Source organism: Nitrospirota bacterium (genome assembly GCA_035516965.1).
GTDB lineage: Bacteria > Nitrospirota > UBA9217 > UBA9217 > UBA9217 > MHEA01.
In genome coordinates this window covers 12,283-37,179 of record DATIZR010000040.1, presented here as the reverse complement: position 1 = coordinate 37,179, position 24,897 = coordinate 12,283, and the positions used below count along the sequence as shown (strand labels likewise).

The following is a 24,897-nucleotide window of genomic DNA, read 5'->3' as shown; positions in this document are numbered from 1 at the left end:
CGAATTCAAGATCTTTTTTGAGCGATAGTGAGCATGGTGAGCGAAATCCACCACTTAGTCTTTATTTAAGCTGATTTTTATCTTATTGTTTTTAAAATGTTTTTAGTTTATACTCGCGGCCATGACACAAAATAAGAATAACAGCAAAAAAAGATCAATCCTCTATATCATCGACGGCAATTCTTATATCTACCGCGCCTTTTATGCCATCAAGAACCTCTCTACATCATATGGCCTTCCTACCAATGCCACATTCGGCTTTGCTAATATGCTGATGAAAGTGATCAAGGAAAAGAAGCCCGATCTGGTCGCTCTCGCTTTTGATCCCAAGGGGACCACGCGTCGGCATGTCGAATTCAGGGATTATAAAGCTCACCGACCCCCGATGCCGCGGGACCTCGCGTCACAGATCCCCTTTATCCATAAACTGGTCAATGCATTCCGCATCCCCGTCTACGTCCGGGACGGGCAGGAAGCCGATGATGTGATCGCGACGCTGGCCCGGAAGGCAATTGCTGAAGGAATCGCCGTCACTATCGTCACCGGGGACAAGGACATGCTCCAACTCGTGGGGCCGGATATCAAAGTATACGACACGCTCAAAGAGAAGGTTTACGAAGCGAAGGACGTGGAAGAACGGTTCGGCGTGGGGCCTGACCGCGTCGTCGAGGTCATGGGGCTCATGGGCGATGCGTCGGACAACATTCCCGGCGTCCCGGGCATCGGCGAGAAGACCGCCCAGGCCCTGATCAGGGAGTACGGGACCATAGAGAATCTGCTTGCTCATGCACAGGATATTGCGAGGCCGAAGCTGAGACAATCGCTCATCGAGAACGCCCAACTGGCCCGGTTGAGCCGCGAGCTCGCGCTGCTGCACACCGATATTGCGATCGAGATCGATCTCGATGCCTTGGCCTTGAAAGAGCCCGACAGCCAGGCCCTTCTGGCTCTCCTGCGCGAGCTTGAGTTTCCCTCACTTCTGAAGTATGTCACGCAGGAGCCCGAGCAGGGTAAAGAGTACCGGTCCGTGCTCGGAGAAAAAGATTTTGATGAGCTGCTTGCCCTGCTGTCCGCCTCGAAGGAAATCAGCCTGGATACGGAGACGACGTCGGTGAATCCTCTCCTGGCAGAGCTGGTGGGCATATCCATTGCCGTGCAGCCGCGCGTGGCTTATTATCTGCCGCTCCGCCACACGGGCCCCGGCGCGCAGGGACAGCTGGCCCTGGAGCACGTTCTCGAGCGACTGGGGCCTCTCCTCGCTGACCCGTCCATCAGAAAGGTCGGCCAGAACCTGAAATACGACCTTCTGGTGCTGGGCCACTACGGAATCGACGTGAAGGGAATCGACTTCGACACCATGATAGCGTCGTACCTTCTTCATCCGGAGAGACCATCCCACGGCCTGGATGCCCTGGCACTCGAGTTCCTGAACTACAAGACCACGACCTACGCCGACATAACCGGAACCGGCAAAAAGCAGATCCCTTTTTCAGAAGTCGATGTCAAGACGGCTACGGAATACTCGGGAGAAGACGCTGAAATCGTGCTGCGACTGAAGCAGGTGCTTGAGCCTCAGTTGAGAGACCATAAGCTCGATGTCCTGTTCCGCGAAATCGAGATGCCACTCATGGAAGTTCTTGTCGAGATGGAGCGGACCGGTGTCAAGGTCGATGCCGGGTTCCTGAAATCCATGTCCGTCAGGCTTGAAACGGAGACGGCAAAGATCGTGACAACGATCCATGAGCTCGCGGGCACCGCATTCAACATCAACAGCCCGAAGCAACTCGCTGATATCCTGTTCGGTAAATTCGGGCTGACGCCGACCAAAAAAACGAAGACGGGATTTTCCACGAACGTAGACGTCCTCCAGGATCTTGCCCACCTGCATCCCCTGCCCGCGGAGATACTGAAATACCGTATGCTGGCTAAGCTCAAATCGACCTATGTCGACGCCCTGCCTGCCATGATCAACCCGCGGACCGGCAGGCTCCACACGTCGTTCAACCAGACGGTCACGGCGACGGGCAGACTGTCGAGTAGCGAGCCGAACCTGCAGAACATCCCTATCCGCACCGACCTCGGCAGGGAAATCCGAAAGGCGTTCATCGCCGAGTCGGGATCGAGCCTCATTTCAGCGGACTATTCGCAGATCGAGCTCCGCGTGCTTGCCCACTTGAGCGGCGATCCCGTGCTGATCCGGACCTTCCTAGACGACGAGGACATTCATACCCGGACAGCCTCAGAGATATTCGGACTCGACGCAAAGGAGATCACTCCGGAGATGAGACGCAAGGCGAAGGCGGTCAACTTCGGCATCATCTATGGCATTTCGGCCTTCGGACTGGCCCAGGATATCGGCGTATCGAATGCGGAGGCCAAGCGATACATCGACAACTATTTCGGTCGCTATCCAAACGTGCGTGCGTTCATCGACAGGACGATCCAGAATGCCAGGACGAACGGCTTCGTCACGACCCTGTTCGGTCGCAGGCGCTTCATCCCGGAGCTGTCCTCATCCTCGGCGCCGGTGAGGAATTTCGGGGAGCGTACAGCGGTGAACACGCCTATTCAGGGCACGGCTGCAGATATGATCAAGATCGCGATGATCCGCATCAGCCGGCGGATGTCCCGTGAGCGGTTGTCCACGAAGATGATCCTGCAGGTCCACGACGAGCTCGTGTTCGAAGTACCCGACGGCGAGATCGAGATCATGAAGAAGTTGGTGCGGGAGGAAATGGAGGGCGTCGTCCGGCTCGACGTCCCGGTCAAGATCGATCTGGCAGCCGGCAGAAACTGGGATGAAGCGCACTGAGCGGCCATGCCGGATCAGCAAGGGAGGCTTTCATTCCCCCCATTCTGTTACGCTCTTCATTCCAGACTCGTACTTTACCTGAACTCGAACCTGTATTTGATGTCCGCGCCGGTGTTCCCCAGTTCGTTCCGCTCTCCGACCAGAGAAAAATGCCTGTTCAGAATATACTCAATCCGGAAGATTTGCTCCGGTGTCGTAGCTCCCACGTTCGATGAATAGGTGAGATATAGTTTGTCCTGTACGATCTCCTTGCCGAGCGTGACACGGGGAACGGACGTGTCTCCCTTGCTGACGTAGGGATCGACCTGGAAGCGGTCGAGTCCGGTCAGATTCCGGGCCTGGCTTTCGAAGATGTCCTGGAACTGTCCGGTCGCAAACGATGCCGCCTCGCTCATGCCCACGCCAGCCTCCTTCCCCTTGAGCTCGTTTCCCGTCTTTCCGAGCGCGAGCAGCGTCAGTATGTCGGAATCGGGAAGCGACGGATCGGACAACAACGTTACCACCGCGCGGTCCGCGGTTCCGGCGACGGCGAGGCGGACAAGATATTCCCGTATCTGGATCTCAGCCTGAATATCGAGCACGGGGTTCAGCCGGCTGGGATCGACAAAATCAACCGAGGCGTGGAGGATCTTGAACTCATTCTGGCGGAAATAGACCGATCCCTGCTGGGCCTCAATCCTTCCCAGGAGTTGGGGATGGTTCACTGTCCCTCGCAGGAAAACGTCGACGTCGAGCGGGATCTTGGCCAGGTTGTTCTGGAACAGGATGTTTTCCTTGCCGCTGAACCGGATATTGATCTGCGTGTCGCCAACCCACCCGGCCTCGGTCTTCTTCCGTTGATAGAGCCCCTTCCCGATGTCGACGAGCATGCTCTTCCATTCCACGCGCTTTTCGTATCGTGCCCGTCTGATCAGCACATCTCCCGTCAGGGACTGCTCGGCGATATTGCCGTCATAAGAGAGATCACCTGAAAGCGTCGATGTCAGTCCTTCCGGATACTTGACCGTCACATTCTCGAAGACGACCCGCGTCGAAAAATCCCGGATCCCGATGCCTTCGAGTTCGGCATTCCCGGACGCCGTAAGCGTGCCCCCGCCGATTTGACCGGTGAACCGGTCAACGGCCATCCGTTGCCGGTCAAAGGTCAGTTTACCGTTCAACGAGGAAAATCTCTGGGGGATGTCCCTTATCTTGACCTCGCCGTTCCGGATGGTCAATTCGCCCGCCACATCGGGGTTTTCCCAGTCATCGCGGACCGTAAGCTTCACCTCGGCCGCCCCATCGCTGTACTCCAGATCCCGAAACAGGGGGCGAAGGAGCGACAGATTGGCCGTTCCCCGAAAGGAACAATCGACATCCTTCAGGAAGCGGGCACCTCCGGTGACCGCGAGCTGGGTCCCCTGCCCCTTGAAATTCAGCGAAGCGATGCTGAGACGGTCTCCCCGGATGGAAACGACGGCTGCCCCGTCGTTCTCGATCGGGTAATCACCGATCATGATGCCCAATTGCTGAAAGCGGGCGCTTCCCGCCAGGGATGCAGGATCGACGCCGTTCCCGCGGAGCGTGACGGTCCCATTAACGGCTGCCAGAAGGCGCCCCCTCAATTCGCTCTTGCCCAGCAGGAGGAGCGGATCGAGCCGCTCCCCCTTCAACCGGAGGTCTGCCGTCCATGCATAGGGTCTGCTGAGCACCATCCGTGCTGACAGCATGATCCGGTCGTCGGCAACCGATGACGCGCCGGTGAGGATGCCGTCCTGTATCAGCAGTTCGGCCTTCAAGCCTCCCAATTCGGTGTGGCGCAGGATGAACTCGTCCATATCCAGGGTCGCTGTCACGACAGGCCGTCTGAAGCTGCCTCCCGACTCGATGGAAAGGTCGAATGCGCCGTCCACCGGGGCCGGTGCGATCAGATTGACTTCGGACAACTTGACGCCCTGCCCGTGGATCGATGCCTGATAGGTGCCATTAAAGCTTATCCATCCTGTGCCGCTGACAATGCCGCTACCCTTCTGGACCGTGACTTCCGAAAAAAAGATCCTGTCCCTGGTAAGCTGCGCCGTGATTGCGCCCCGCGCAAAAGCTTCATGATAGGCCGTCCCGGAATCGAGCGCTAGACGTGCGCTCCCGGTGAAGTCCCGGGCCGTGCCTGAGAAGGAGAACTCGCCGGTCGCGGAGAAATGAAGCGGGAGCGGTTCGTAAAAAAGGGCCACCACGCGCGCCACATCGGCCCGGACAACCTTGAGCTTCGCGGCGAAAAGCGGGTCCTTCGTGCCAAGCTCTACAGAACCGTCGAAGAAGAACCGCGATGCCTGCTGGTGGATGTCGACGGATTCGAGGCTCAGTTTTTTCGAGCGGTACCGGAGCCCGCCGGAGGCCTCGTCGAACAGAATCCCGCGAACGCTGAGCTTACGCGCGGACACGGAGCCATCGAACAGCGGAGCGTTGAGCGGACCCGTCAGGGAGCCGGTGGCCCTGATCCCGCCTTCGATCGGCAGGGTCGTCAGCAATGAAAGGGCCTGCCCCTTGTCGCGGGATTCCGCATCCAGGACTACGTCAAAGCCCCTCTGAGGATCGGCCCTTCCGGAGAGGGTGACGGAGAGATCCTCGGTCCGGATATCGAAACGCTGAATATCGAATCCCTGTGCGCTGTAACCGAGTTCTGCCACGATGTTATTCACCACGACGCTCCGGGCGCCGCGGACGACCTTCCATTTTTCGCCGCTAATCGCCAGGTGCCTGTTGCGGTAGGAGAAGGACAGCGCCGCGTCCTTCAACTGCACCCCCTGGTACCCGATCGCGGGAAGCAGAAGGGTTCCAGCGATCGAAGGCGCGTTGATGGAGCCCTCGATCGTTGCCGAAGCCTCGAGACGGGACATGCTTTCCTTTTTCAACTGTTTCAACAGGCTGGCGAACCGGTTGATGGTTTGCGGACCCGACCGGGCCCTGAACCGCAGATTGAGCAGACCTTCTGGGAGGAGGCCCATGGTGCCCGAAAGGGACATCTTCGTGTCGGCGCTGCTAAGATCGACGGCATCAAAGCGAACGAGGCCGCTATCATAGCGCAGGGAAGCGCTCAACCTGCCCGTCATGGCCGGCAGCGCCGGCGTAGCGACGCTGACAGCAGCGTTCTTCAGGGCAAGCGCGAAACTGTCTCCTGCCACGTTCACTCTGCTGCTCGCCTGCAGCCCGGTCACGGATGCCAGCAGCGGTGTGGCAGCATCCTGCCACGTTATGGCACCCTGGCTGACCGTGATTGTCCGCACGACGATGCTGTATCCGGAAGGACCGTGTGCCTGCATCCGGTTCAGGTTCGCGCGTATTCGCTCCACGAGGGGAACGAGATTGATGTCTCCCGCGCTGGAGCGTTCGGCAAAGATCCTTGGCTCCAGCAAGGAGACCGATGTGATGCTAACCTTTTTCAGAATGAGCGGAAGTGGGTTGATGTATATTTTGACCTTGCGGACGGCAACGGCCTGCCCGCCCTTCGCGTCCAGGAGGACGATGTCGCGCGCTTCGACGTAGAGCGGGATGAAATTCGCGCGCACCCAGCCGATTCCGACCTCCTCGCCCAGCACGTCCTTCAACTGCTGAATGACGAGGGGGCGCAGCCGGACTGCGAAGGAATCGCTCTGGACGTAGAGCTCGACAGCGGCGAGCAGCACGAGAAGGGAGATCGATGCTATGACCAGTATTCGTTTCATCATGGTAAGGTCGACTGCAGTGCTCGCCGGGAGCGGCGCTATTCCCCGACGACCTTGAGCAGCGCCTCTTTGATCTTATCGAGCCGCTCATGGTCGACGATCTTCTTGCGGAACATATCCGTCACGTAGAAGGAATCCATGACCCGGGCGCCTTCAGTCACAATCTTAGCCGATGCGATGTCGAGGTTCAGCAGGAAGAGCGTCCTCGTGACCCGGTACAGGAAGCCCACCATGTCCCGCGCCGTGATATCGATGATGGTGAAGGCATCCGATGTTTCGTTGTCAAAGGCGACGTCGGGAGTCACTCTGACGGCGAGGTAGCGCGAAGCGGCGTACAGGCCCGGCTCGGGAGGCCTGCTCTCGTTCATCAGGGCCTTGCGAAGCTCGATGAGGAGACTCGCCCACGCGTCGTCATAGGCGGCGAGTTTCCCTTCCGGGTCGGTGATCTGGAACGTATCGATCATCACGCCCGTCCGGGACGTGTAGACCTGCGCCCTCAGGATGTTCAGGTTCTTGGACGCGATCGTGCCCGCTGTGCGGTAGAACATGCCGTAGGCATCATAGGCGCAGACCGTAAGTTCTGTATATCCCTTTTCCGGGCGATGATAATACTCGATGACCAGCTTTTCCGCCGGGAGCCTCAGCATCATGTTCATATGGTCGACAACGCGGCGAGGCGAGGTAAAGAGGAGGTATTGATCGGGCATCGAAACCAGGAAGGAATCGATCGCCTCAGGCGTAAAGAGCCCCTGGGCCGCGTTTCTGATCCTGATGGACGCCGTGACGAGCCGCGATTGCGCCATCTCCGTCTCCTGCTCGCTCGACTCCAGGTGATTCAACGTCCGCAGATAGAGGTCCTGGAGAAGCGTCGCTTTCCACTGCGTCCATGCCGTGGGATGCACTGCCGAGATATCGGCATAGGTGAGCAGGTAGAGCATGGACAGATTCTCGCGGTCCCGGACGAGCCGGGAAAAATCCGCAATCACCTTTCCGTCATCGAGCTCGCGCCGCTGTGACAGGCTCGACATGACAAGGTGGTTCTTGACCAGGAACATGATGCGAGCCCGGTCATCACCCTCAACGCCCAGGCGGTCGAGCACCCGTCCGGCGATCTCGACTCCTTTCACGTCATGGTCCGCACGGTACACCTTGCCCAGGTCATGGAGCAGCACGGCCAGCGTCAGACGCCATCGCTTGGTGAGGCCGGCAAATGCATCGCGGAGCGTCGCGAGCGACGGGAATTTCCCCGACCAGAGCATCTCCAGGTTCCGGATGGCCAGCAGGATATGTTCATCCACGGCGTACATGTGGTAATAATCATGGCGCGCCAGCGCCTGGATTGCCCGGAACTCCGGGAGGTAGCGGCCGAGAAACCGGAGGTCCTTCATCAGCGCAAGCGTGTCCGGAAGATTCTCGGGTTCATTCAGGATCGCCAGAAAGGTCTTCGCTGCGTCGGGCGATGTCCGGGCTTCATCCTCGATCCTGCAGGACCGGATCATGTCTCGGAGCCTGTCCGAGAAGACGGCACGGCGGGACTTCGCGACCTCGAAGGCCTGCATGATCAGTGAAACGTCCCCCTGGCACGTTCCATTGCCGCTGATAATAAGCGTCCTGCCGACGAGCGTGAACGGCCCAAGCGCCCGTGTCCGCTCGAACCAGCGGCGCGCGGGTTTCGGGAGCACGGCCTCGGCCACCAGGTTCGAGAATTCCCTGATGTTCCTCGCATGGATGAAGTAGGCCTTCATGAACCGTTCGACGGCGAACAGGTGTGCGGAATCACGATACCGCAGATCGCGGGCCGCCTGCTCCTGAAGGTCGAAGGTGATGTGGTCGTTCTTGCGGCCGGAGAGGTAATGAATCTCGTTCCTTACGTTCCAGAGAAAGTTGCGGGACCGCAGGAACACGTCATACTGTCCCTGCGTGATGATACCCCGGGGTACCAGCCCGGCGAGCGATGATATCCTGAAGTGGGCAAAGGCGATCCACAGGGCCGTGTGCACGTCACGCAGCCCGCCCTCGCCGTCCTTGATGTTCGGCTCACGCAGGTAAACAGACCCGCCGTACTTCCTGCGGGTGCTGCTCCGTTCAGACAGTTTTTCAGCGATGAACGCGGACGCCTTCCAGTAAAACACGTCGCTTTGCATGGCAGCGAGAAAAACCTGGTAGAGGGAGAGTTCCCCGGCGATCAAACGGGACTCGAGGAGCGAGGTGCGGATCTTGATATCCTGCCTCGCGAGCGTCACGCATTCCTTGATCGTGCGCACGCTGTACCCGATGTCGAGTCCCGCGTCCCAGAGCAGGTACAGGAGCTCCGGCGCCCGTTTTCTGTCCAACTCGTCCCTACAGAGGAACATGATGTCGATATCGGAATGGGGGTTGAGCTCTCCCCTGCCGTAGCCGCCGATGGCAACAAGCACCGGCATAGGGCCTGATGCAGCGACCTTTCTGTGAGCATCGCGCAGTATCGTGTCTATCAGGCTAGTTCGCCGCTGGACCACCTCGCTGCCTGACGCACCCGCAAAATGCGCCACCCGGATTACCGCGTTCTCCTCGGCAAGGAAGGTTTTAAGACTGTTTTCCTGGGATTGGGGAATTTGTTGATTCAAGGGTTCCACGATAGGAAGCCGGACGGAAAAGGTGCGCCACGGGGACTCAGAGACGCCGGGGCTTTCCTCTGCTTACCCCGCTGCCACTGCGCTTCGCCTAGCGAAGGCCTTTGAAACCGATTGCTTTAATATCGCTCATCACAAGCATGAAACTGCCGAAGCCTGCCTCTCCATAGCAGCGCGAGTCCGCGTCGACCTCGAAGGTTGTTTCGCTGCCGTCGGAAAGGCGGACCGTGACCGGCACTTTCCGGTCCCGCTTCTCTCCCACCGTCACTTCTTTTATTCTCTCAAAGGGGATGTTCACCTCGGCCATCCCCATGTAGCCGGAAAAACGGATACGGCCTTCCCAGCTGAATTTCTCGCCATCGATCTTCCTGCCTGAAACATCGGTCACCACTACTGCATAATCCTTTTCCACACGGGGCACCCGTTCGAACCCTCCGCCCTTTCCTCCCATGGCAGTGAGCAGAACAACGATGGACAGCAGCAGGATGACGGTCAATGCTCGCCTCAACATGTTCGAACTCCTTTCAGAATCAGAAAGTTACGGGCGCCACTCGCACGTGTAAGATTACCATATTGACAAAGGGCTTTCAAGAAAAAAGCTTGCAAACACCATGCTGTTTGTGTAACGTTACCCCCTATGCGAGGTAAGTTCTATGCCGGATAGTCTCAGCAAGCTCGTCGATCTCATGGCAAAGCTGCGAAGTCCCGATGGCTGTCCCTGGGACCGCAAGCAGACCACCGAGTCCCTGAAGCCTTTCCTGATCGAAGAAGCCTATGAAGTGATCGATGCTCTTGACGAGGGAGACCCTGAGAAGGTCAGGGAAGAGCTCGGCGATCTCCTGTTCCAGATCATCTTCCATGCCCGGATCGGCGAGGAGAAGGGTGAATTCACGATGCGGGACGTGATCGAAACGAACGTCGAGAAGATGATCCGTCGGCACCCCCACGTGTTCGGCGGGGAAAAGCTCTCAACCGACACGGAGGTTATAGCAAGCTGGGAGGAGATAAAGAAAAAGGAAAGGGGTTCCGAGCATCGCAAATCGATCCTCGAGGGGGTGCCCCGGAGCATGCCATCGCTCACCCGCGCGCACAGACTCCAGGAGCGGGCGGCCCGCGTCGGTTTCGATTGGAACAGGATCGACGAGGCGCTTCCCAAGCTCGACGAGGAGATCGCGGAGTTCAAAGAATCCTTGAAATCGGAGGACGCTGCCAGGATAGAAGAAGAACTGGGCGACATATTCTTCATGCTCGTGAACCTGTCCCGGTTCCTCGCTGTCGACCCCGACAAAGCGCTCCGGAAGACCATTGGCAAGTTCATCAGGCGGTTCAGATATATCGAAGAGTCCGCTGCCGACTCGGGCAGGTCACTGAACGAGATGACACTCGACGAGATGGAGAAGCTGTGGCAGGAGGCGAAGGGGAAATAACTCCCTGGCTAGAGTTGGGGGCATCTTCAGCGTAACGCCGACTGTGCCTTTTCCTCACGTTCAATATGCAAAGTATGGTCCGGTACCCAGAGCGGATATTTGCCCGTCAATCCCAACATAGACACTTCGTCCCAAGTAAAACGGAAGACCCCAGTCGAACATGCCCGGCGCAGACCCGCCCAGATCAGGAAGTACGCTGTTTTGCGAATTCAAGAGGGTAATGGCGTTGTCGATCTGGAATGTGACCGTATTGCTCGGCGAGCCTGTATAACTCGCATTGATAGTGGCAGGGCTGGTATAGAGAGATTGCGGGCAGAATAAGCCTGAATAAAAACCTCCACAGTCGGGAAGCGCGCTCGTGGAAGAGGCATCAAAATACAATCCGTTCGATCCACTATCAATGAAGCTGCCGTAGATATTACCACCGAAAATCGTACGGATATCTCCGAATGGATCGGCTGCAAATGCGGTGACTCCTCCCGAAGGAATGTTGTTGGACTGCGTGCCGATGCCGAGCACGAGTATACCATTGACCGAGGTTGTACCGGTCGAGACAACGCTCGGCAGCTGCACGATCACGCCGTTGCTGTCAGTGGGAAGACTCACGATAGGATTCTGTACCTGATCGGCAAGCGAAACCGTGACTTGAGTGCAATTTTTGCCCGTGCACGAGAAATATGGATAAGTCAAGCCTTTGATATTTAAATTATGAGGGTCTTCGCAATAGGGGCCGCAATCTTGGTTAAAGAGGCCCACTCCCAGCATGCCGTTAAAACCTGCGGCTGTCGGGGTTGCATCTGCATTTTGGCATCCTGAAGCTGCGGGAATAGCGTCAAATGTCGCGTCGATGACCTGGATCGGTACTTTAACAGCGGGTTCATTCCCTAATATGACGTCTGCGCTCTGTACAGGCCCCCATTCCGATGAACCGTCACCAAACTGAGCGCACGTAGCCAGCGAACCGGAGCCGCTGGTAATCTGCAAAAGAGCGAGACCGTTCAGGGCCACCTTAAATATGCGCAGGCCAGAGCTTCCGGTATCCATTACGATGTCATTGACGGTCTGACACGTTGCGGTTCCGGGGGTGCAGACGGTAACGCTTATACACGGCTTGTTGGGGTATGAGTTGGAAGAGCAGAGCGAGCCGTTAACCGTGATGGGAAGCACATTGGCTGCCGTGGGTACGCCTCCGGTCACCGTCAAGACGGCAGCGCCCCTTACAGGGCCGGATATTGCAATAATCGCAGTAGTTCCCGCCGCGACCGGGGTGGCCGATCCTTGCGATCCCGTCGCATTGCTTATAATCGCGATGTCCGGTGCTGATGCAGTCCATGTCACCGATGTCGTGAGGTCCGAAGTCGTGTTGTCCGAGTAATGGCCCGTAGCAGTAAACTGTTGTCCTGACCCGAGAGCGATGCTTGGGTTTGCGGGATCCACGTCAATGGTCGCCAGCACAGGCGGGGTCACGGTCAGATCGGTAAAATTCGAGACGATTCCCAACGTAGCCGTAATGGTCGTCTGACCTTGGCTGCCCGAGCCGGCCAGACCCTCCGAACCCGCCGTATTACTGATCGACGCGACATTGGGTGCTGACGACGTCCATGTCACCGATGTGGTAATGTCCCGCAGAGAGTTGTCCGAATATGTCCCCGTTGCCGTGAACTGTTCGGTGATCCCGAGCGCAACGTTCGGGTTTGCCGGCGTGACAGCGATAGATTTGAGCGTTGGGGGAGGAATGATAAATCCACCGCCGGAGCCGCCTCCTCCGCAACCAGCCACAAGAGCCAGGACCAATATGAGTTGTATTCTACTTGATATCATCGACATTCACTCCCTGGGGAATCAAGGCTGGCGCATAAGCGCGACCCCGCAGGTTCCGCATATGCCCCCATTTCTCGACAACAACGCCGTTCGCCTTCACCCGCCTGTACCTCTGGCCAGGTATGCGTGGCTGCTGCAGCGCTTTCTGGTATTCGCCCGAATAGGAACCCAGTAGCATCGAGAGGTCGGGATGGACCAGGCCATTCCAGGCAATACCGAACACGATGCCGGATGGCGCGATATATTCCCTGACGGTGGTCGATTGAGATACCACCTCCTCGACAGTATAGCCGTTGCGCACCGTGGTCGCGCTGCGCAGCGCCGCCATTGCCTTGCGGTCAGAAGCAATCGAATCGGCCGGCTCGCCGAGCACGGCATGGGCCGGCCGGGCTGCTCCCATCAAAGCAACGAGCAATCCGAGGCAGAACAACGGGACTTCGAGGCTTCTTTTTATGGTCATATGATATGCTCCGCCCTATTGAGATTGAGATGTCGCATGTCACCCTGATGACTAACCATCTCTCCCGGTTATCATATCTCCTCTTCCCGGCTGACCCTGATTGACCAGATAATGCCTTGAATCGCGGGTAAGGGAAACACACATCAGTCTCCAGGGTTCCACGAATAACCTGGTGATGATACCTGTCTCGTCAGGATAAAATCAAGAGAAAACATGGAAGATGCCCATGGATGAGGCTGTAAAAGCAAGCCTAGCGCCGTGAATGTCAAATCCAATTTCATAACACATAACGCTAGAATCACACAGGGGGCCGAAATAGAGTTCGCTCGGTACACGGGGATATAAGATTGAACCATTCGAGTAGACAATGCTGTCTGTACATGAATAAATGATTCTTTAAACTACTAAGGAAGACAATCACAAAATTGGTCGAGCCCCATCGTGACGCACAAAATGCTCTTATTTTCGAAGGGCGCTCTCGTCAGACACAGGAAGAAAAATATCTCTTCATCACGTGTGCGGCTTTCCGCACCCCATCATAATGAAGGTCTTTTCAGGCAGTGTTTGACCTGAAAGCGGGGATGCGGCTGATAGTCATTCATCGCCTGGGCCGATCACCCGGGAACAGGTCCGGGGTCACGATTCCTGGCGGAAATCCAGTCCTCAGTGTTGGTGTTTGGGCGCATGGATGGATGTGCCATGGATATCCTCGGCGGCCTCCATGACCGCTTCAGCAAGCGTGGGGTGGGCGTGGATCATGGAGCCCAGGTCCTTTGCCGTGGCTCCCATCTTGATCGCCAGTGCACCTTCGTGGACCAGATCTGTCGCATGAGCGCCGCAGATATGCACACCGATAACCCTGTCGGTGTCGGCCCGAGAGAGGACTTTCACCATGCCGGCTATCTCGCCGATCGCGTGGCTCTTGCCCAGCGCCCGGAACTGGAACCTTCCCACACGATGCTCGATTCCCTGGGCAACGGCCTCCTGTTCACGAATGCCGACGCTGCCGATCTCCGGCATCGTGAAGATGCCCGCGGGCACCACGGAATAGTCCATCGTCGAATTGCCTCCCAACGCATTGTCCGCCGCGACCAGCCCCTGATGGGAGGCCACATGCGCCAGCATGAACCTGCCGGTCACGTCGCCGATGGCATAAATGCCCGGAATGTTCGTTTCCATCTTTTCATTGACAAGGATCTCGCCGCGCTTGCCAATGCCCACACCTGTTTCCTCAAGTCCGATACCCTCAGAATTGAGGGAACGTCCGATGGACACAAGCACCTGCTCAGGCTTCAGCTCCTGCCCATCAGATAACCGCGTCTCCAGCATGCCGTTGCCGCCCTGGGTCACCTGCTGTACGTTCACACCCGTTATCAGCCGTATTTTTGCCTTTTTCATTTCACGCTCGATCAGCGCCGATATCTCCTTGTCCTCCGTGGTAAGCGCGCGGGGCATCATCTCCACGACCGTCACCTCGGCGCCGAAGGTCCGGTAGATGAAGGCAAACTCGCAGCCGATCACGCCGGCGCCGACGATGAGCAGGCTTTTGGGTACATGATTGAGCTGGACCGCCTCATCGCTTGTGATGACGGTCTTGCCGTCAAAGGGAAATCCCGGGATCCGGGCCGGCCTCGAGCCCGTCGCAATAATAACCCTGTCGGTAGGGAGATCGGTGGTCGTGCCGTCTTTTCTCAGAGCGCGGACGCTCCGGGGGTTCAAGAGCGAAGCACGGCCCTCAATGACTTCCACGCCCCAGCCCTTCAGCAGACCTCTAACCCCCCTCACCTGAGTGGCGACGACCTTGTCCTTCCGTTCGCGGACCCGCCCCGGGCTGAAAACGACTGGACCGGCTACCTCGATGCCGAAATCCGCCGCGTGTCTGACATGGTCAAAGATCGCAGCTGATGCAATGATGGTTTTCGTGGGGATGCATCCCCTGTTGAGGCAGGTGCCGCCGACCTCCGTATCTTCTATGACGGTCACGCGGGCGCCCAGTTGGGCCGCCCGCACCGCCGCTACGTAGCCTCCCGGGCCGGCACCCAGGATTGTCAGTCGCATCGTCATCGTACACCTCCTCGCGATCGAACGGGGGAAAGGGCTTTGTGAGAACTAAAAAAGGGGAGAGTTTCCACTCTCCCCTCCCTGCAACCTTCATGATGAGGCGCTACTTGCCTTCTTCCTCTTTGAGAAATTTCTCGTATTCCGACTTCGTCATGAGATCGTTCAGCTCTGAAGGGTCACTCATCTCGATAACGACAAGCCATCCATTGCCGTAGGGATCTTCATTGATGATTTCCGGTGAATCAGCGAGGTCCTCGTTTACTTGAGTTACGGTTCCCGAGACCGGCGAGACAACGGGAGAAGTGGCCTTCGTCGACTCAATCTCAGAGAGCTCCGAGTCAGCGTCAACTTCAGTATCGGCTTCCGGGAGATCGACATACACGATATCGCCGAGCTGCTCCTGGGCAAAATCAGTGATTCCTATCGTAGCGGATTTTCCTTCCGTGCGCACCCACGCATGCTCTCTGTGATATTTTATGTCATCGGGATTCATGGGGCACCTCCGCGAAACCGGGTATGGCGAAATCTTTTCGATGGCTTGTAAAGTGACTTGTTTTTAGCCTATGCAAAATAATTTGTCAAGCAAAAAAGTGGCATGCGAGCGTGCCGCTTGCCGAAGGTGCAAATAAAAAAAGGGATGCGGCTGCATCCCTTGGTGTGATCGTTTAACGTTTTCTCAGCGGTGATCACGCACGAACCGACTCCTGAGCCTTAACGTGCTTCTGTCGCCCGGCACCCGAAGAAGCCTGCACCATGTCGATCGCTTTTTTCGGACATCGCGGAGCGCACATGCCGCACCCGATGCACTTGGACTGATCGACCCGGTGGACTTCCCGTACGGCGCCGGAGATCGCGTTCACCGGACAGACCTTTTCGCAGACGTCGATACCGACGCATTTCGCCGGATCGATAAAGGCCTTCGACCGGACCGGGATGTAATCATAGATGGCACTCGTGGGACACTTCTTGACGCAGAGACCGCAGACGATGCACTTGCCGTGATCGATCCGCGCGAGGTTGTTCTCGAGCTTGATGGCGTCCACGGGGCAGGTCCTGACGCAGATACCGCAGGCAATGCATCCCACCTGGCACTTCTTCTTGACATCGATACCTTTGTCCCTGCTGTGGCAACTGATCACCACGGCCTTGGACATCTGGGCCAGTTCGATCACCTGCTTGGGACAGGCGGCTACGCACTTGCCGCAGGCCGTGCACTTGTCCGGATTGATAATCGGCAGATTATCCCCGCTCATCGTAATGGCGCCAAAAGGACAGGCGCGCATGCAGGTTCCGTAACCGAGACACCCGTATTCACAGGATTTGTCGCCTCCCGCCGCAAGAACGGCAGCGGTGCAATCCTTCACGCCAGTATAGATGAACTTTCGCTGGCTGAGGGAGGTGCCTCCCTGGCAGAACACCCGCGCGATCTTGGGCTCCACCTTCTCAGCCTTCTTGCCGGTGATCACGGCTATCTTCTCGGCAACAGCAGCTTTCCCTGGCGCGCACATGTGAACAGCCACGTCCGGATTGCCGACGACCGCCTCGGCATAGCCCATGCAGCCCGCGAAACCGCAGGCGCCGCAGTTCGCACCGGGCAGGGTCTCACGAACCTGTTCCACCTTCGGATCGACCTTGACCACGAACCGGGCAGCTACGATGGCAAGAGCAACGCCGAAGACTACGCCGAGCCCTGCAAGCACGATCAGGGTAACATAAACGGTAGACGCGGGGACCGTTCCCGCAGCTGCCGAACCGCCGGCTTCCGCAAGAGGCACCAGCTTGTTCGCAACGATGTTCAGCGCATGAGTGAGCGTCTGGATCAGGATAGAAATGAGTTGTTCATACATGGCATTGCACCTTCAACGTGGTTATTTGGAGCAACAGGTCAAAGGGAGACACAGAGGGATTGACACTCCGCATTCCGCCTTGATCTTACAGCGTGATCATGCCGGAAAAGCCCAGGAATGCCAGGGCTATCAGTCCGGTCAGGACGAATGAAATGGGAAGCCCCTGGAATGACCTAGGCACATCGGCGAGTTCCAGCTTCTCGCGAATGCTCGCCATGATGATGAGGGCCAGACTGAACCCCAGACCGGAGCCCACTGCCATGGCCATGCTCTCGAACAGACTGTAATTTTCATCGGCGTTCAGCAGCGGCACCGCCAGGATGACACAGTTTGTCACGATCAGCGCCAGGTAGATGCCCAGCTTGTAGTACAACGCCGGAGCGACCTTCTTCATAATCGTGTCCGCAGCCTGCACAAAGGCGGCGATCACGCCGATGAAAATAACAATCTTTAAGAACCCTAGATGATAGGGAACCATGACGTAGTTATAAATAAGCCAGTTCAGGGATGCGGAAATAAGCATGACCGTCGTAAAGGTAAAACTCATCCCGATGGACGTTTCCATCTTTTTCGTCACGCCGAAAAAGATGCAAAGGCCGAGATAGCGGGAAAACACGAAGTTATTAATGAGCGCTGATGCGATGAATATGGTCAGGACATGCTGCCACATAGAACCCTCCAACTAAATTCATTTCGGATTTACAGCTTAAAGGAATTTTTCTCGGTAATCCGAATTCCGCCTGTCCCGGCGCTTTCGCAAGAGCCGGGGCAATCCGCAATTCTAATGTCCTCCGCTGCTTGCCCCCGAGCCGCCGAAGAACTTCCGGTCGATCCAGTTAAGCCAGCCCATCATGAGACCCATGGCGAAGAACCCCCCTGTCGGCATGATCATGATAAGCAGTGGTTTTGAATCCAAAATATGGGCGCCCCAGAGCGACCCTTTGCCCAGGAATTCCCGGAACACGCCGAGCAGCACCAAGGCAAGCAGAAAGCCCAGTCCCATGCCTACCCCGTCAATGAAGGAAGGCAGAAGCTTGTTCTTGCTCGCGAACATCTCCGCGCGGGAAAGGATAATGGCAAAGGCGACGATGAGCATGATATAGAGGCCCATTTCCTTGTATACCGCTCTCTGGTAGGCCGCCATGACCTGGTCGATCACGGTAACCCATGTGGCGGTGATGAACACGTAGGAGGGAATCCGGACTTTCGGGCTGATAAAGTTCCGCAGCAGGGAAACCGTCACGTTCGTCATGGTCATCACGAAGAGAACCGCGACGCCCATCAGGAAACCGTTTTTCACGCCGCTCGTCACGGCCACGGCCGGGCAGAGCGAGAGAGCGAGCCTGAAGACCGGGTTCTCGCCGAAGATGCCGTTTTTGAACAGTGCCCAGTAACTGACGTTATTGCTCATTTCGTCACCTCTTGCATCGCCGACTTGATGCCCGCGCCGTACTTATCGATGAGCAGCTGCGCGGCTTCCTTAACGCCTTTCGTCACTCCGCGGCTCGAATAGGTGGCGCCGGATACGGCCTGGATGTTTTCCTTTGTCTCTCCCTTTACCAGTTTGATCTGGTCAAGGGACTTCCCCTTGAACTGGTCAAGAAAACTCTTGTCCTCGACCTGGTCCCCCAGGCCGGGAGTTTCTTCATGGCCGAGAATCTTAACGTCCCTGATCTTGAGATCAGTCCCAAGAGATACGAGCATCTTGATATAACTAGAATAGCCCTTGCCTGCAGTGCTTGCGATATACGCCACCGGTTTGCCGCTGGTGGTCGCCTCAAAATATTCATAGGGCTTGTTGTCTGCGGACCAGTTCCCCGCCATCTTAATGGGGTCAGCCGCATCGGGGGCCATCTCTTTCAGTGCCTCTTCCTTTTCCTTCTTTTCAGCCTCGAAGCGCACCGGGTAGGTATATCGGTAGGTAAGCCCCATGATCAAGCCTGCAACCACAAAGATGGCGACAAGGCTCAGAGTTATTTTCAGCATATCCTTCATTTTTTCACCCCCTTGGCCTCGGCCTTGCCGAAGACCGGGCTCCTCATCCCGCGGTCAAGAAGCGGCGCAAAGCAGTTCATCAGGAGGATGGCGAACATCACGCCTTCGGGGTATCCGCCTTTGAGGCGTATGAGCGCGGTCAACGCTCCGGCGCAGATGCCGAAGACCACCTGCGCTCCGCGCACCGAGGGGCCCGTGACATAGTCAGTCGCCATGAAAAATGCTCCGAGAATGAGCCCTCCAGACATCATATGGAGGAGAGGGTCACCGGTCATGAGACCTTCCTTGCCGCCGAATATCCAGGTGAGGACGCCGACGGTGGCGATGAAGGGGATGGGGATATGCCAGGTGATGTAGCGCTTCATCAGGAGAAAGGCTCCGCCGAGCAGCAGCGCAATGACCGACGTCTCGCCGAGAGACCCGGCCCGGTATCCCACGAAGAGGTCCTGATACAGGGCCGCTTTCGTATGAAAGACCTCGAGGAGCTTCGACATTCCCTCCTCTTTCAGGAGGACCAGCGGCGTGGCCGTGGTCTTGGCATCCACAGCCATGAACTGGGCCGCCGGCGCAACATAGGTCGTCATGATCTTCGCGAAGCTGACCAGGACAAAGGCGCGTCCGACGAGCGCCGGATTGAAGATGTTGTAGCCGAGGCCGCCGAAGAGGTGCTTGGCGATCATGATCGCCACAATGGACCCGACAAAGGGGATGTAGAGCGGCGCATTGGACGGCAGGTTCAGGGCAAGGAGCAGGCCGGTCAGGAACGCGCTCCCGTCGGACAGCGTGATAGGCTTCTTCAGCAGCCACTGCATCCCGGCCTCTGCAGCAAGAGAAGTCGCAAGACAGACGAGAATGACCATGAGCGCCGGCATGCCGAAATAGTAGACCGACATGAGGGTTGCCGGAAGGAGCGCGCCGCTCACCGTCCACATGATCTTTGCCGTGCTCTCGGTGTCGTGCATATGCGGCCCGATCGAGACGATAAGCTTGGGTTGTTCCTTCGGCGGCTCTTTCGCTTGTACCTGTGCTGGTGCTTCCATTCTATTGGCCCTCGTTCTCTTCAGATGTCAGAAGACAGGAGACGGAATTCAAGCTGATGCGTATGGCATCGAACCTCAGGAATCAGCCGGTTCTCTGTGCGTCCTTTATCCGTCCTCTAATTCTTTTTCTTCGCCAGCTCTTTCTTTGCTTTCTTTACCCACTGGACCATCGGGCGGTTGGCGGGACAGACGAATGTGCAGGACCCGCACTCGAAGCAGTCCATCAGGTTGTAGTCCTTGGCATCCTGATAGTGTCCCTTCTCGATATACAGTCCTATGTAGGAAGGCTGGAGTTTCATGGGGCAGGCGTCAATGCACCTGCCGCAGCGGATGCAGGGGCCGTAGGAGCCCGTGCCCACCTCGCTCCTGGGCAGCACCGTGATCCCGGAGGTCCCTTTGATGACAGACACATCAAGCGTATACTGACTCATGCCCATCATGGGGCCGCCGGAAATCACCTTTGCCGCATTTTCCGTCAATCCCCCCGCTTCCTCGATGAGCTGCGAAAATGGCGTGCCGATGCGGGCGAGGAAGTTCTTGGGCTCTTTCACACCCCTGCCGGTCACGGTCACGTAGCGTTCGATGAGAGGCCTGCCGGAACGGACTGCATCATAGATCGCGGCGGCCGTGCCCACGTTCTGAACCACTACGCCGACATCCATGGGGAGGCCGCCGGCCGGAACGGTCCGCCCGGCGATGGCCTTGATAAGCATCTTTTCCGCACCCTGCGGGTATTTCACCCTGACCGGCCAGACCTTGATCTCGGGCGAACCCACAGCGGACCTGGTCATGGTATCGATCGCGTCAGGCTTATTGGCTTCGATCCCGATGTAGCCTTTGCCGACGCCCAGTATCCTCATGAGGATCTTGAGGCCTTCGATGACCTCTTTCGGCTTTTCCAGCATGAGACGGTGGTCGGAGGTCAGGAAGGGCTCGCACTCGGCGCCGTTCAGGATCACCACGTCGATGGGCTTCTCTTTCGGTGGAGACAGTTTGACGTGTGTCGGGAAGGTGGCCCCGCCCATGCCCACGATGCCGGCGTCCTGGACCATCTTCTTGAGCTCATCGGGGCTCAGCTTGTCGTAGTCCGAAGTTTCCTTGAGCCCTGCGACCCATTCGTCCTTCCCGTCGCTCTCGATCACGATCGAGGGCATTTCGGAGCCGAGGATATGCGGGAAATTGCCGATTGCCACGACCTTGCCTGAGATCGACGCGTGAACCGGAGCGGACACGAACCCGGTCGTCTCGGCGATCTTCTCGCCTTTTTTGACTTCCTGTCCGATGACGACGAGGGGCTTGGTGGGAGCGCCGATATGCTGGCTCAAGGGGATGGTTGCTCGCTTGGGGATCGCTGCGGTGACAGTAGGCTTGTGCGCTGTGAGGCTTTTGTTATCAGCAGGATGCACACCTCCGCTGAACGTGCTGCGTGCTTTTTCAGTCGTGGCTTCCATTCGGTCTCACCTGCCATCGCTATGAAATTACAGCTTGAGAATATTTAAAAAGCCGCAAAATTTATAACAGAACCATGCTGATGTGTCAAGCAATTTCTCGGACGAAGGTGAGCCGGGCGGGGTGTTACGAGCAGAAACAGAAGAGGAATAATCGTGCTGAATTGGGCAGCTGATTCTTGGAGTGGCGAAAAAAAAGGGGGTGGTGTTGAACAAGAATTGCCCGCCTGCCCCCTCTGCTCTATATGAAGGTACACCGCATGCACAAAGGTAATGCTCCGAAAAGTCCACCCTCAGGCGGACTATGCCACCTGGACCACTTCCTTGACCTCCGGTATGTGCTGCTTAAGGTATTTCTCGACACCGTTTTTGAGAGTCATCGTCGACATCGGACATGCTCCGCAGGCGCCCTTCAGCCTGACCTTGACCGTGCCCTTCTCATCGACGCTCACGAGTTCGATGTCTCCTCCGTCCCGTTGCAGCGCCGGCCTAACCTGTTTCAGTGCCTCTTCAACTTTTTCCTTCATGTCCGGTTCTCCTTGGCCTATGGATTTGCTGATTTATTATATCTCTTTTTAAACCTCTTTTGCAGCATTTTCTATGACGGCCATCATACTCCCCTACCCTGCGGAAACCATTTTGGTTGACTTCAACGCGATACTTTGCTATGAATGAGCCGTACCTGTTCCTTTCGCCCTGCGTTCATGCTAAACATTCTCATCATAGGGATCGGCGGGTTCATCGGCGCCGTCGTTCGGTATCTTGTCGCGGTCTGGATCGGCGAACGGTGGGGGAGGAGCTTTCCGCTCGGGACGTTCATTATTAATGTAAGCGGAAGTTTTATCATCGGCCTCCTCATGACCCTCATGACCGAGCGGATCATTGAAAACCCGCAATGGCGGCTGTTCCTTGTTGTCGGATTCCTCGGCGCCTACACGACATTCTCCACCTTCGAATATGAAACCGGAACCCTGCTCAAGGATGGTGAGTGGCTTTACGCGAGCCTGAACGTAGTCTTGAGTGTTTTTGTCGGCTTTATCGCGTTGAAGCTCGGCGAGGTCTTGGCAAAAAGCACATGATGCCAGCCACAGGGACACGGAGGCAAACAAGAGCGGAAGTTGAAAAGTAGTGTAAAGGCGGCGATAGCAGCCCGCAATTCCCGTCATGTTCCATTTCAGACCCTCTCCGTGTGTGTCCGTGACTGAATTTCAAAGGAGAATCTCATGATCAAGAGCGGCCCTGCGAAGAAACTCACGATCTTCGTCGAAGAAGCGGACAAGACCCACGGCAAGCCTGTGTACGAAGCGCTTCTGGACGTCTTCTATAAAAAGAAGATTTCCGGAGCGAGCGTGTTCCGGGGGGTCGAAGGATATGGCAGCGACAGGGTGTTTCACACCGCCAAGATCCTCGAGCTTTCCACCTCTCTCCCGGTCAAGATCGAGGTCGTGGATTCGGAAGAGATGATCAACGAAGTCCTGAAGGACATCTCCGCCATCGTTGAAAACGGGCTTATCGAGGTGAGCGACACGCACGTCATCAAGTGTTGCAGCCGGCAGGAGTAAGTATCCGGCGATGACACTCCAGTCCCTCGACGCGCAGCTCCTGTTCCTGGTCAATCATGGCCTGACAAACCCGGGATTCGACATCCTCATGCCTTCCCTCTCACTCCGGGGCTACCTTCTCATTCTCCCCTTTCTGCTCGCCATGCTCCTGCGGGCGGCATATCAGAAAAACAACCGGGGCAAAACCTATCTCGGCACGGCAATAGGAGCCCTTCTGGTCGCCTGCTGCGCAGTATATATAGTAGGGTTCGTGGAGGACTGGATGAAAGATGCTGTTGCACGGGTGCGGCCGTGCCGCGCCCTCGAAGGAGTCAGGCTCATCCTCCCCTGTCCGAAATCATACTCTATGCCGTCCGGCCACGCTATCAGTTCCTTCGCCTTCGCCGTTCCGCTTTTTTACCTGACGCGGGAGTATATCATTCCCGGTGGACGCTTGTATCCTCTTGTTCTCGCCTCGCTGATTGCGTTTTCGAGGGTCTATCTCGGCGTTCATTATCCTACGGATGTCCTGGTCGGGGCTGTTCTCGGAGGGGCCATCGGGCTGGCGTTGTCGGTTCTGTATCAGGTGATCGTTTCGGAAGAGATGGTGAAAGGGGAAAAGCATTAAGAGGGGAATGTACTCATGACGGCTACTCTACTCCTTCCACGCATGGTTGCCGATGAGCGGCACGAACACGCAGGGAATGCTCGATTCGGTCACCGGGCCTTCTGAGGTCCTGACCACCTTCATGAGCCGCTGGCCGAACCGGTCACCGACGGGGATCACCATCCCGCCGCCCACCTTCAATTGTTCGACCAGTGGCGACGGCACATCAGGCGCGCCTGCAGTGACCATAATTGCGTCGAAGGGGGCCGCATCTTTCCAGCCGTAGGTGCCGTCATAGACCTTGATCGCAACGCTTTGATAACCCAGCCGGTCAAGCGTGGACCGGGCCTTCTCGGCCAGGATCTTGACTCGCTCGACGGTGTATACCTTCGCGCACAGCTCTGCAAGCACGGCCGCCTGATAGCCGGAGCCGGTCCCTATCTCGAGCACGCGTTCCGTGCCCTTGAGGCCGAGAAGCTCGCTCATGATCGCAACCATGTACGGCTGGGACATGGTCTGGTTTTCTCCGATGGGAAGCGCGTTATCGGCGTAGGCCATTCCCCGCATGGCCTCGGGCAGGAACACATGGCGGGGAACCTTGCGCATGGCTGCGAGGACCCGTTCATCCCTGACTCCGCGTGCGACGATCTGCTCCTCAACCATCCGCATGCGTTCTTTTTCAGCGTTGATCACTCAGGCTCCCTGCGCACAATACGCGCGTAATCCAGGGACTCCAGGTTCCGGATCAGATCGAACGACGGATAATGCGTAAGATCGAGGTGGAGCGGTGTTATTGACACCATCCTGCGGTCCACGGCATCGAAGTCCGTCCCCTCCTCGCGCTCCCAGTCCGGCTCTCCGCCGCCGATCCAGTAATATTTCTTTCCCCGTGGGTCGAGACGCTCGACCGTCATCTGGTGATAGATGCGCTTGCCCAGACGGGTGATGCGCGTCCCCCGGATTTCTTCCATCGGAAGGTTCGGGACGTTGATATTCAAGAGAGTCCCTGCCGGGAGCCCCTGTTTCAGTACCTGACGGGCTGTGCTGAGCGCGACCTCCGCTGCCTCGGCAAAACGGAAATCCTCGCGCCCATTAAGAGAAACGGCCACGGAGGGAATCCCCAGCAGGATCCCTTCCATAGCGCCGGCCACGGTGCCCGAATAGGTCACATCATCTCCCAGGTTGGGCCCTTTGTTGATCCCGGAAACAACCAGCTTCGGCGCCTCCTTCAGCAGCCCCTTGACCGCGATGTTGACGCAGTCCGTGGGCGTGCCGTTTACGCAGTACAGGGAATCCCTGATCTCTTCGATCAGGAGCGGGCGGTGCAGGGTCATCGAATGGCCGGCAGCGCTCCGTTCTCGATCAGGCGCGACAATGACGACGGAGTCCAGTTCGCGCAGCCGCTTGGCCAGCACCTGGATTCCCGGCGAATAGACACCATCGTCATTGGTTACGAGGATCATGAGTATTTCCCCTGGAATTATTCTGACCGCCAGCCAGGATACGCTATGGCATAAATATCTAA

21 protein-coding genes are annotated in these 24,897 nt (G+C 57.2%); 5 read left to right on the top strand and 16 right to left on the bottom strand.

The window, feature by feature from the left end; all coding sequences use genetic code 11:
* Nucleotides 1-121 precede the first annotated feature (121 nt).
* The gene (polA, locus tag VL197_04715; protein ID HUJ17275.1) at nucleotides 122-2,812 is read left to right on the top strand and encodes a DNA polymerase I; all 2,691 of its coding nucleotides are present in this window, start codon (nucleotides 122-124) and stop codon (nucleotides 2,810-2,812) included.
* Between the two features lie 74 nt (nucleotides 2,813-2,886).
* Here the strand turns inward: polA and VL197_04710 are convergent, their stop codons facing one another.
* From VL197_04710 to VL197_04700, 3 genes are all read right to left on the bottom strand, one after another.
* Nucleotides 2,887-6,516 carry a translocation/assembly module TamB domain-containing protein gene (locus VL197_04710; protein HUJ17274.1) on the bottom strand — a complete coding sequence of 1,210 codons (3,630 nt, stop codon included), beginning with the start codon at nucleotides 6,514-6,516 and terminating at the stop codon, nucleotides 2,887-2,889.
* A gap of 35 nt (nucleotides 6,517-6,551) precedes the next feature.
* Nucleotides 6,552-9,044 (bottom strand): [protein-PII] uridylyltransferase, encoded by a 2,493-nt coding sequence (gene glnD / locus VL197_04705; protein ID HUJ17273.1) that lies wholly within the window; start codon nucleotides 9,042-9,044, stop codon nucleotides 6,552-6,554.
* A 172-nt stretch (nucleotides 9,045-9,216) separates the two neighbouring features.
* Nucleotides 9,217-9,636: a hypothetical protein gene (locus VL197_04700; protein ID HUJ17272.1), complete on the bottom strand. Its 420-nt coding sequence runs from the start codon at nucleotides 9,634-9,636 to the stop codon at nucleotides 9,217-9,219.
* A 142-nt stretch (nucleotides 9,637-9,778) separates the two neighbouring features.
* Between VL197_04700 and mazG the strand changes: the two genes are divergently transcribed.
* Complete coding sequence (mazG, locus tag VL197_04695; protein ID HUJ17271.1) at nucleotides 9,779-10,552, top strand: nucleoside triphosphate pyrophosphohydrolase; 774 nt, start codon at nucleotides 9,779-9,781, stop codon at nucleotides 10,550-10,552.
* 60 nt (nucleotides 10,553-10,612) lie between these two features.
* On the opposite strand, the gene VL197_04690 is transcribed toward mazG, so the two are convergent.
* The 11 genes from VL197_04690 to VL197_04640 all read right to left on the bottom strand — a co-directional run bounded on the left by VL197_04690 (nucleotide 10,613) and on the right by VL197_04640 (nucleotide 21,751).
* Nucleotides 10,613-12,373 carry a DUF3443 family protein gene (locus VL197_04690; protein ID HUJ17270.1) on the bottom strand — a complete coding sequence of 587 codons (1,761 nt, stop codon included), beginning with the start codon at nucleotides 12,371-12,373 and terminating at the stop codon, nucleotides 10,613-10,615.
* Complete coding sequence (locus tag VL197_04685) at nucleotides 12,360-12,833, bottom strand: DUF2844 domain-containing protein (protein ID HUJ17269.1); 474 nt, start codon at nucleotides 12,831-12,833, stop codon at nucleotides 12,360-12,362. The genes VL197_04690 and VL197_04685 overlap by 14 nt, the downstream gene beginning before the upstream one ends.
* Before the next feature lie 663 nt (nucleotides 12,834-13,496).
* Entirely contained in the window at nucleotides 13,497-14,897 is a 1,401-nt protein-coding gene (gene lpdA / locus VL197_04680) for a dihydrolipoyl dehydrogenase (GenBank protein HUJ17268.1), read from the bottom strand.
* 100 nt (nucleotides 14,898-14,997) lie between these two features.
* Nucleotides 14,998-15,387, bottom strand: coding sequence for a glycine cleavage system protein GcvH (gene gcvH, locus VL197_04675; GenBank protein ID HUJ17267.1), 390 nt, complete (start codon nucleotides 15,385-15,387; stop codon nucleotides 14,998-15,000).
* A 193-nt stretch (nucleotides 15,388-15,580) separates the two neighbouring features.
* Complete coding sequence (locus VL197_04670) at nucleotides 15,581-16,741, bottom strand: Fe-S cluster domain-containing protein (protein ID HUJ17266.1); 1,161 nt, start codon at nucleotides 16,739-16,741, stop codon at nucleotides 15,581-15,583.
* Nucleotides 16,742-16,826: 85 nt separating this feature from the next.
* Entirely contained in the window at nucleotides 16,827-17,411 is a 585-nt protein-coding gene (locus VL197_04665) for an Rnf-Nqr domain containing protein (GenBank protein HUJ17265.1), read from the bottom strand.
* 111 nt (nucleotides 17,412-17,522) lie between these two features.
* Nucleotides 17,523-18,152, bottom strand: coding sequence for an electron transport complex subunit RsxE (rsxE, locus tag VL197_04660; protein ID HUJ17264.1), 630 nt, complete (start codon nucleotides 18,150-18,152; stop codon nucleotides 17,523-17,525).
* Nucleotides 18,149-18,736: an RnfABCDGE type electron transport complex subunit G gene (locus tag VL197_04655; GenBank protein ID HUJ17263.1), complete on the bottom strand. Its 588-nt coding sequence runs from the start codon at nucleotides 18,734-18,736 to the stop codon at nucleotides 18,149-18,151. Before VL197_04655 ends, rsxE begins: the two co-directional genes overlap by 4 nt.
* Nucleotides 18,733-19,776 (bottom strand): RnfABCDGE type electron transport complex subunit D, encoded by a 1,044-nt coding sequence (locus tag VL197_04650; protein ID HUJ17262.1) that lies wholly within the window; start codon nucleotides 19,774-19,776, stop codon nucleotides 18,733-18,735. Before VL197_04650 ends, VL197_04655 begins: the two co-directional genes overlap by 4 nt.
* A 116-nt stretch (nucleotides 19,777-19,892) precedes the next feature.
* Nucleotides 19,893-21,227, bottom strand: coding sequence for an electron transport complex subunit RsxC (gene rsxC, locus VL197_04645; protein HUJ17261.1), 1,335 nt, complete (start codon nucleotides 21,225-21,227; stop codon nucleotides 19,893-19,895).
* Nucleotides 21,228-21,526: 299 nt separating this feature from the next.
* Nucleotides 21,527-21,751 (bottom strand): NifU family protein, encoded by a 225-nt coding sequence (locus tag VL197_04640; GenBank protein ID HUJ17260.1) that lies wholly within the window; start codon nucleotides 21,749-21,751, stop codon nucleotides 21,527-21,529.
* Between the two features lie 177 nt (nucleotides 21,752-21,928).
* On the opposite strand from VL197_04640, the gene crcB reads away from it, so the two are divergent.
* From crcB to VL197_04625, 3 genes are all read left to right on the top strand, one after another.
* Nucleotides 21,929-22,303 (top strand): fluoride efflux transporter CrcB, encoded by a 375-nt coding sequence (crcB, locus tag VL197_04635; protein ID HUJ17259.1) that lies wholly within the window; start codon nucleotides 21,929-21,931, stop codon nucleotides 22,301-22,303.
* A gap of 144 nt (nucleotides 22,304-22,447) precedes the next feature.
* Complete coding sequence (locus VL197_04630) at nucleotides 22,448-22,786, top strand: DUF190 domain-containing protein (protein HUJ17258.1); 339 nt, start codon at nucleotides 22,448-22,450, stop codon at nucleotides 22,784-22,786.
* A 10-nt stretch (nucleotides 22,787-22,796) separates the two neighbouring features.
* A complete protein-coding gene (locus VL197_04625; protein ID HUJ17257.1) occupies nucleotides 22,797-23,393 on the top strand; it encodes a phosphatase PAP2 family protein in 597 nt (198 codons plus the stop codon).
* A 27-nt stretch (nucleotides 23,394-23,420) separates the two neighbouring features.
* On the opposite strand, the gene VL197_04620 is transcribed toward VL197_04625, so the two are convergent.
* On the bottom strand, nucleotides 23,421-24,062 hold the full coding sequence (locus VL197_04620; protein ID HUJ17256.1) for a protein-L-isoaspartate(D-aspartate) O-methyltransferase: 642 nt from the start codon (nucleotides 24,060-24,062) through the stop codon (nucleotides 23,421-23,423).
* Nucleotides 24,062-24,835 (bottom strand): 5'/3'-nucleotidase SurE, encoded by a 774-nt coding sequence (gene surE, locus VL197_04615; GenBank protein HUJ17255.1) that lies wholly within the window; start codon nucleotides 24,833-24,835, stop codon nucleotides 24,062-24,064. The genes VL197_04620 and surE overlap by 1 nt, the downstream gene beginning before the upstream one ends.
* Nucleotides 24,836-24,897 lie beyond the last annotated feature (62 nt).